This window comes from Stenotrophomonas sp. (assembly GCF_050737075.1).
Lineage (GTDB): Bacteria > Pseudomonadota > Gammaproteobacteria > Xanthomonadales > Xanthomonadaceae > Stenotrophomonas.
In genome coordinates, this window is sequence record NZ_JBOHXV010000062.1 from 21,063 (window position 1) to 29,418 (window position 8,356).

General features: G+C 67.9%; 7 protein-coding genes. 5 read left to right on the forward strand and 2 right to left on the reverse strand.

Translation table 11 applies throughout. The features are described from left to right. Nucleotides 1-82 precede the first annotated feature (82 nt). Together ACREPD_RS14765 and ACREPD_RS14770 are read left to right on the forward strand one after the other, a co-directional pair. A complete protein-coding gene (locus ACREPD_RS14765; protein WP_431600020.1) occupies nt 83-1,207 on the forward strand; it encodes a metallophosphoesterase in 1,125 nt (374 codons plus the stop codon). A 113-nt stretch (nt 1,208-1,320) separates the two neighbouring features. Continuing rightward, nucleotides 1,321-1,641 carry a hypothetical protein gene (locus ACREPD_RS14770; RefSeq protein ID WP_431600021.1) on the forward strand — a complete coding sequence of 107 codons (321 nt, stop codon included), beginning with the start codon at nt 1,321-1,323 and terminating at the stop codon, nt 1,639-1,641. Between the two features lie 17 nt (nt 1,642-1,658). Here ACREPD_RS14770 and ACREPD_RS14775 read toward each other — a convergent pair whose 3' ends face one another. After that, nucleotides 1,659-3,068, reverse strand: a complete 1,410-nt coding sequence (locus ACREPD_RS14775) for a DUF2867 domain-containing protein (RefSeq protein ID WP_431600022.1) — start codon at nt 3,066-3,068, stop codon at nt 1,659-1,661. Between the two features lie 43 nt (nt 3,069-3,111). Then, nucleotides 3,112-3,426, reverse strand: a complete 315-nt coding sequence (locus ACREPD_RS14780) for a metalloregulator ArsR/SmtB family transcription factor (protein WP_421568732.1) — start codon at nt 3,424-3,426, stop codon at nt 3,112-3,114. Nucleotides 3,427-3,597: 171 nt separating this feature from the next. Here ACREPD_RS14780 and ACREPD_RS14785 point away from each other — a divergent pair, with 171 nt between their 5' ends. From ACREPD_RS14785 to ACREPD_RS14795, 3 genes are all read left to right on the forward strand, one after another. After that, nucleotides 3,598-4,089 (forward strand): RNA polymerase sigma factor, encoded by a 492-nt coding sequence (locus ACREPD_RS14785; RefSeq protein WP_431600025.1) that lies wholly within the window; start codon nt 3,598-3,600, stop codon nt 4,087-4,089. Then, nucleotides 4,086-5,153 (forward strand): FecR family protein, encoded by a 1,068-nt coding sequence (locus ACREPD_RS14790; RefSeq protein WP_431600023.1) that lies wholly within the window; start codon nt 4,086-4,088, stop codon nt 5,151-5,153. Before ACREPD_RS14785 ends, ACREPD_RS14790 begins: the two co-directional genes overlap by 4 nt. A 93-nt stretch (nt 5,154-5,246) precedes the next feature. Further along, a complete protein-coding gene (locus ACREPD_RS14795; RefSeq protein ID WP_431600024.1) occupies nt 5,247-8,300 on the forward strand; it encodes a TonB-dependent receptor in 3,054 nt (1,017 codons plus the stop codon). The last annotated feature ends 56 nt before the right edge of the window (nt 8,301-8,356 follow it).

Sequence of the window (8,356 nt, forward strand, 5' to 3'; positions counted from 1 at the left end):
CCTGTCGTCAACATCGGCAAAGATGGTGCGCTGCACGATCGCCTTGCGCGTCCGTGTACCCCCTTGGAACCTGGAATTGCCTGTGCTGAGTGTTGTTGGAGTAGTGCTTGCGCTGTATGTCGTCTGGCGGTTGATCTGGCCGCTGCGGGTGCCGGTCTCGGTCCGTGGGCCGCTGGGGTTGTTGGTGCTGTCGCTGGCGCTGCACCACCGGATCGTGGCCCGCTTCGCCGGCACGATGGCCTCGCCGGAGATTCCCAAGGCCGCGCTGGTGGTGCTGGCCAGCGGCTTCACCGCGCTGCTGCTGGTGGCGGTGTTCCTGCTGGTGCTGGACGGCGTGCTGCTGGTTTCCCGGCTGCTTCGGCTGCCGCGCGTTGCCAATGCGCTGCGCAGCGGCTGGTTGCGACCGTCCGCCGCCGGCCTGGCGCTGGTGCTGGGTGCCGTTGGCGTACAGCAGGGCATCGCGGTGCCGCAGCCGCGCCAGATCGATGTCGCCATTGCCGGGCTCCCCGAGGCGTTCGACGGCTACCGCGTACTGCAGCTCACCGATATCCACGCCAGCCGCCTGCTCACTGGCGACTGGGTGGCCAAGGTCGTGGACGAGAGCAACGCGCTGAAGCCGGACCTGGTGGTGATTACCGGCGACCTGGCCGATGGCAGCGTTCGCGCCCGTGCCAATGATGTACACACGCTGGGCCAGCTGCAGGCGCCAGACGGCGTCATCGCCATCACCGGCAACCATGAGTACTACGGTCAGTACGCGCAATGGATGCAGGCGTTCCGCGCGCTGGGCATGCAGGTGCTGGAGAACAGCCACACCCAGGTCACGCGGGAAGGCGCGGTGCTGACCATCGCCGGCGTCACCGATCCGGTCGCCGTGAACTACGGGCTGCCGATGCCGGACCTGAAGGCGGCGCTGGCCGGCGCCGATCCGCAGGCGCCGGTGATCCTGCTCGACCACCGGCCCGGCGCGGCTGCGGCCAATGCCGCACAGGGCGTGAAGCTGCAGCTGTCCGGGCATACGCATGGCGGCCATATCCTGGGCATGAACCAGCTGGTGAAGCAGGCCAACGGCGGCTATGTGTCCGGGCGTTATGACGTGGGCGGCATGACCCTGTATGTCAGCAATGGCGCCGGGCTGTGGCCGGGCTTCGCCGCGCGGCTGGGCGTTCCATCGGAGATCACGCTGATCACCCTGCGCCGCCCGTAACGCCGGGCTCTGCCCGACAGGTCGTAATGCCGGGCAGAGCCCGGCGCTACGGGCGGTAGGGCATACTTCGGGCATCGGCGGCACCCGGTGTCGTCCCATGGAAGGGTGCGCCCTTGAAGCTGTTCCTGATCGTCTACGCGGTTCTCCTGCCATTCAACGTACTGGCGACGATCTTCGTCTGGCGGGTCCGCTACGGGCCGCCGTACCGGCGCGTGCTCAAGGTGGCCGCCATCTGGCTGGTGCCGTGGCTGGGTTTGCTGGCCAGTTGCGTGCTCACCGCGATCCATGTGCGCGGCGCAGGGGGTTCCCATGCTGGCGGCGACAGCGCCGTGGGCTACGCCGGGGACACCGGCAGTAGCGGCGGAGAGGGGGGCGGCAGTGATTCCGGCTGCAGCGACAGTGGCGTTGGGGGCGGCGACAGCAGCTGCCACTGATCCCGGCCCCGCAGCGTTCAGGCCAACGCCGTGTCGCTTGGCGTGGTCACCTGCACCAGCTCCGGTGCCAGGGCATGCGCCACGGCCATGCGCAGCAGTGCGGGGCTGATATGGCGGCGGTGCACGCCGTTGATCCCGGCCATGTACATTCGGCCGAAGGCATTGTGCGTCTGCACGCGCGTGCCCAGCGACACCTGCACACGGCCGTCGTCCAGGCACTGCACGCGCACGCACGAGCGGAAACGCAGGTGGCGGTCGTCGGCGCCCAGCAGCACTTCGGCACTGCGGTCGGCCGCATCCACGCGCTGTGCATGCACCGGAAAGCGCCCGGCAAACAGGGTGGTGCGGTCGCCCGACAGCAGCGACGATACCGGGCAGCCCAACGGGGAGGTGCGCAGCTGCAGCGGCGCGACCAGCACGTTGCGCAGCGCCATGAGCCGACCCACGCTGGGCGGCGGGTTCAACACGAAGCCCTCCAGTACCGTTTCCAGCATGGCACTGGCCGAGCGGTGGGGGGCGCTGTGCGGCGGCAGGGTCAGCGTGGTGTAGTCCTGGTGGCCGGGGTCTTCTGCCAGTGCCTGGCGCAGCAGTGAATCCGCCGGCGGGTCGGGCTGCGCCTGCACCGGGTAGTCCGCCGCGCGCCGCCCGACATAGCCGTGGGCCGGGCGCAGCCGCGCCAGCAGCACGCGCAGCGGGCCGACCAGGTCGCGGGTGCGGGCGCACAGACCGGCCAGCGCGGAACGGGCCGGAGACTGCAGCGACAGACTGACCACGGGCAGGCGCGCGAGATCCGTCTGCGCCAGCAGTTGCATCAATGCCGGCGGCAACACCTCCGTCAAGGTCGGAATGTCCGCACTGTCGGCGTCGATCCGCGCGCGCTGTTCGGCAGTCAGCGCGCCGCTGCGTTCGTTGGCATGGCACGACAGCGCGAACAGCGCAGGATGGCGCGGGTGGCGCGAGACGAACTGGTGCCAGGTGCCACTGCCGAAGCGCACGGTGAACAGGCAATCCGGCGGGATGTCCACACAGCGCAGCGCATGCACGAACGCGGCGGGATCGCGCTGCAGCTGCACGTCGGAGGCGGTAGAGAAGCGCAGCTGAGCGCCGCCACTGCCGGCGATGGCGGTGAACATGCGCGGCCCCGCATGACGATGGAACGGATGCCCCTGGCGGCCGACCGAGAACGAATACAGCGACGACGCGTCGTCGTGCGCGAGGTGCATGCCGCCCAGCCGCGCGGAGGGTTCATCCAGCTCATCGACGAACGCCGGGTGGGCGGCCTGGCGGCGTCCGGCGTCGCGCAGCAGCTGGTCGCCGGCACCGATGCCGAGCTGGGTGATCAAGGCCACTTCAACCGGGCTGCCATCGCCAAAGGAGGGCAGGCTGATGCTGGGGAACGAACGACTCACGCGGTGGGTGTCCAGCATGCCGGTCTCCTTGTGGCAGGCGCTCAGTGGCAGGCGCTCAGGGTTACGAGGCGGGGGTGCGTTTGGCGCGGGCACGGCTTTCGCGCTGCAGGGGGCCGCCGACCGGACAGACTTCGGCGGCCCACGCGAACAGCGTGTTGGCCAGGCGGTCGGGTACCTGGCGGAAGTACACGAACTGACCGCGCTTCTCGCGCTCGATCAGTCCGGCGTCCTCCAGGATGCGCAGGTGGCTGGACAGCGCCGGCTTGCTGAAGTCGAAGCGCTCGCCCAGCTCGCCGGCGCTCAGTTCACCGCCGTTGAGATACGCCAGGATCTGGCGCCGGGCAGTAGAGGCAAGGGCTTCGAAGATGCGGTCCATGAGCCATTAATTAACTAATTCGTTAACTAACGATGCGCTAGCCCAGGCACGCTGTCAAGCCTCTCCGTGCCGCCACCGTCACCGTCACGTCATCTGCAGCGCTTACCTTGCGCGCACTTCAGGGGGTAGGGCGGCAGAGTGGCCGAACAGGCAAGAGGGCGGCTGGCGCGGATGTTCGTGGAACACGCGCCGGTGCTTCGGGGGTTCTTCGTGCGCCGGGGGGCGCGACAGGACGCCGAAGACCTGGTGCAGGAGACGTATCTGCGTCTGCTGCGTGCGCATGCGGGGCCGGGCGAGTCGATCGCCAATCCCGAGGCGTATCTGTTCACGGTGGCGCTGAACCTGGCGCGTGAGCAGGCCAGCCGCAGGCGTTGGTCGACCCTGCCGATCGAGGACATCGAACAGCTGGGCCACGGCCTGGCCAGCGGGGAATGCGTGGAAGATGCCGCCGAACGCGATCAACGCCGCCAGCGCCTGCAGTCGCTGCTGGCCACGCTGCCGGAACATACCCGCGCGGTGCTGGTCATGCAGTACCGCGACGGCCTGAGCTACAAGCAGATCGCCGAACGCATGGGCGTTTCCTCGCACATGGTCAAGAAACATGTCGTGCGCGGTCTTGCGGTATGCCGCCGGGCCATGGCCGACGTGGGGGAGGCCCCATGAGCGCGCCGACCGAACACCCCTCCGCACTGACCCAGGCCGCGGCCCACTGGCATGCGCTGCAGCGCGAGGGCGATCTGGCCCCGGCGCAGCAGCGTGCCTTCATGGACTGGCTGCTGACCTCGCCGGAGCACCTGCGCGAGTACCTCGCCATCAGCCAGGTGGCCGGTGCGTTGGGCGATGCGCTGCGCACGATGCCGATCGATCTGGACGCCCTGCTGGCGACGCCGGCGCCTACCCGTGCGGGCAACAACGTGGTGGTGCTGCCGCTGCGCCGTGCGACGCCCCCGACACCGGCGTCGCCGCGACCGCGACCGCGTCGGCGCCTGCCGGGCATGGCGGTGGCCGCCGCGCTGCTGCTGGCGCTTGGCCTCGGCACGCCGCTGCTGTGGCCGCAGACCACCCGTTACGTGGCCGCGCACGGCGCGCCGCGTCAGTTCAGCCTGTCCGACCACAGCGTGGTGCACCTCAACGCCGACAGCGAACTGTCGGTGCGGATGAGCGTGTTCGGGCGCCGGGTCGAACTGGAGCGCGGCCAGGCCAGCTTCGTGGTCGCCGCCGACCGCCGCCCGTTCGCGGTGCATGCCGGTGGCCTGCAGGTCACCGATATCGGCACGACCTTCGATGTCTCGCTGCTGCGCGAGCAGGCCCGTATCGCGGTGAGCGAGGGCCGGGTGCAGGTGCGCGGCGACGGCGGGCGTGGGCGCCTGCTGGCGGATCTGGCGGCCGGCAAGGTCGCGCAGGTGGACTACCGCGACCAGCGCGTGCAGCTGCGTGAGGAAGACGCCGCGAGCATGACCGCGTGGTGGCACGGCCGCATCGTGTTCCGCGACGAACCGCTGCGCGACGTGGCGGACCGCTTCAATCGCAGCAATGCGCTGCGCCTGCAGATCAGCGACGAGGCCGGCGCGCTGCGGCTCACCGGCAACCTGCGCGGCGATGACGTCGCCTCGTTGCGCGCGTTCCTGGACCAGCAACCGGCCCTGCAGACAGTGGAGCGCGCAGACGGCATCCATGTGCGCATTCGCGAGGCCACGGCGGCTGTCAAAAAAAATTCATCGAATTAGCGGTGCCCGATCCGCGCGCTGCGCCCTCGTAGTTTGGGAATGCAGGAACACACCTGTTCCGCGACCACCGCCATTCCCTCACTGGATACCACGATGCGCCGCACTCTGTTCCTTTCGATCGCCCTTGCCCTGCAGGTCACCGCCACTGCGGTGGCCGCCGAGCCGGTCCGCCCCGCCACCGAAGCGATTGCATCGCAGCCGCTGGACATGGCCCTCAACGTCCTGTCGCGACAGACCGGCCTGCAGTTCGTGTACAGCGCGCAGGTGGCGGGCAACCTGCGCACGCCGGCGGTACCGGCCGGGCTGTCGGCAGACGCCGCATTGGCCCGTCTGCTCGCCGGCACCGGCCTGCGCTACCGCTATCTCAATGCCACCACGGTGACCATCGAGAGCGAGGCCGCGGCGACTGCACCGGTGACCAGCGGCGTGCAACCGGCAGACGTAGCCGACGCTGCCAGCGCACCGCTGGTTGCCGAGGCCGGTGCAGGCGCGGGCCCGCAGAACCTGGAAACCATCCAGGTCATGGGCAGCTACAGCCGCAGCCTGGAACAGGCGGTGGACCTCAAGCGCGCCAACATCGGCTTCTCCGACTCGATCGTGGCCACCGACGTGGCCGACTTTCCGGAACAGAACCTGGCCGAAGCGCTGCAGCGCGTTCCCGGCGTGACCATCGAGCGCAGCAAGGGCCTGGGCACCAAGGTCAACGTGCGTGGCCTGCCGTCGGAGTACACGTATGTGTCGATCAACGACCTGGCCACCGCCTCGGGCAGCGGCGGGCGTGATGTGGAGTTCGACATGTTCGCCTCCGAGATCATCCAGCAGGTGACGGTGCAGAAGTCGCCGACAGCGGCGGACGAGGAGGGCGGCATCGCCGGTTCGGTCAAGATCACCACCGCGCGGCCGTTCGACTACAAGGAGCGCAAGTTGGTGCTGTCGGCCGAAGGCGCGCACAACAGCATTTCCGAGGAAGTGGACCCGCGCTTCGCGTTCCTGGCGGCCGATACCTGGGGCGACTGGGGTGGCTTGGTGTCGTATTCGCAGTCCAAGCGCACCAACCGCACCGATTCCACCTCGGGCATCAACTTTCGCCCGATGTCGCGCTTCCTGGGTGCCTCCGGTACCCGGGGCACCCAGGCCCAGGCGGTGCTCGCGCGCGATGCAGGGGTGAACATCGTCAACCGCAACAACACCGATGAAACCAACCTGGTGGTGTTCCAGGACAAGGTCGGCGACCGCGTCTACCTCAACGAGCAGGACAAGTGGGGCGCCACCGCGTCGCTGCAGTACAAGCCCAGCAGCAGCTTCAGCCTGACCTTCGATGCGATGCTGGGCGGCTACGATTCGACCGAAGACGAATACGATGCGGCCGCCTATTCGGCGTCCAGCCGCAGCACGCTGGACACCATCCACGAGTATGACGCCAGCACGCTGTCCGAGTACGGCATGGTGGTGCTGCGCGATGTCTCCTACACCGCCACCCAGCACGAGATGCTGAGCAAGGAACGCATCAACAAGACCGACTACAGCCAGTACAGCGTGGCCATGGACTGGAAGGGCCAGGACTGGTACGTGGACGCGATGGCCGGCTACTCGGGCGCGGAGAAGACCTCGGACTTCTCCAACCTGAAGCACGTGGCCTACGCCCCGTCGCGCACCCGCTGGACCGGCCGCAGCGGCGAGACCATTCCCAGCACGCCGGGTGGCTTCGACATGTACAACGCCTCGGACAAGTATCTGTTCGAGGCCTATGAGACCACGCTGGAGAAGGTCGACGACGACAAGTACGCGGCGCAGGTCAACGTCACCCGCATGCTCGACCTGGCCTTCCTGCCGGTCCTGCGCGACGTGAAGTTCGGGGCGCGCTACACCGACCGCTCCAAGCAGCGCCAGTACGGCGAGCTCAAGATCACCGGTCCCACCGCGGGCAGCAGTGCCTGGGTCAACACGCGCACCCTGGCCGACAGCCCGTTGCAGTCCATCGGCGACATCGTGCCGGGCGGCAACTACACCATCAAGGACCTGGACTGGCAGCAGGTGTCCAACGACTATGCCCGCCGCGCGTTCCGCTACGACGGCTTCTACACCCCGTTCGACGCCGGCCAGTTCTACCAGGTCGATGAGAAGGTGATGAGCCTGTACGCCATGGCCGACATCGCGTTCGACATCGGCCAGGTGCCGGTGACGATCAACGCGGGTGCGCGCTATGTCGACACCAGCGTGACCTCGTTCGGCTACCACCCGATCCAGCGTCCGGACGGCAGTACCGGTTACACCGATACCCCGGTGTCCAAGGACGGCAGCTATGACGACCTGCTGCCCAGCTTCAACATGACCGCCGAGCTGTCGCAGGGCCTGCTGCTGCGCGCGGCGGCCTCCAAGACCATGATGCGCCCGGCGCTGACCGACATCGCCTACAAGCGCACCGCCAGCTGGAGTTCGTACCGCTTCACCGACGGCAACCCGGAACTCAAGCCCACCTATGCCAAGCAGTGGGAAGTGGGCCTGGAGAAGTACCTGGACAACGGCGCGCTGTTCGCCGCGTCCTACTTCCGCAAGAACATCGACGGCGTGGTGATCAACTCGCTCACCGGCGTGGTGCAGGACGTGGCGGTGTACAACGCCAACGGCACGCTCAACGGCATCTTCGACTTCGACGTGTACCAGCCGGTGAACGCCAAGGGCTCCTACCAGGTGGATGGCGTGGAACTGGTCGCGCAGCTGCCGCTGGGCATGTTCCACCCGGTGCTGGAAGGCTTCGGCGTGAATGCCAACTACACCGTGCTGGACAGTTCGCTGGCCGGCGAGTCCGACCTGGGCATCCGTACCCCGATGCCGGGCTTGGCCGAGAAGACCTGGAACTTCACCGCGTACTACGAGAACGACCGCTTCGACGCACGCGTGTCCTACAACCACAAGGACGAGTACGTCGAATCGATCGGCTATGACATGTACCCGATCTGGCGCGATGCCTACGGCCAGATGGATGTGTCGATCGGCTACCGGATCACCGACAACATCAAGATCAGCCTGAAGGGCATCAACCTGACCAACGAGATCACCAGCGGCTACACCATGGATCCGTCGTTCCCGACCATGTATGAAGCCTCGGGCCGCCGCATCAGCCTGGGCCTGCGCGCCGACTTCTGATCTCCGGCGGGCGCTGCGTGCCGCCTTGTATCCGGTCACGACCAACGGTCGTGACC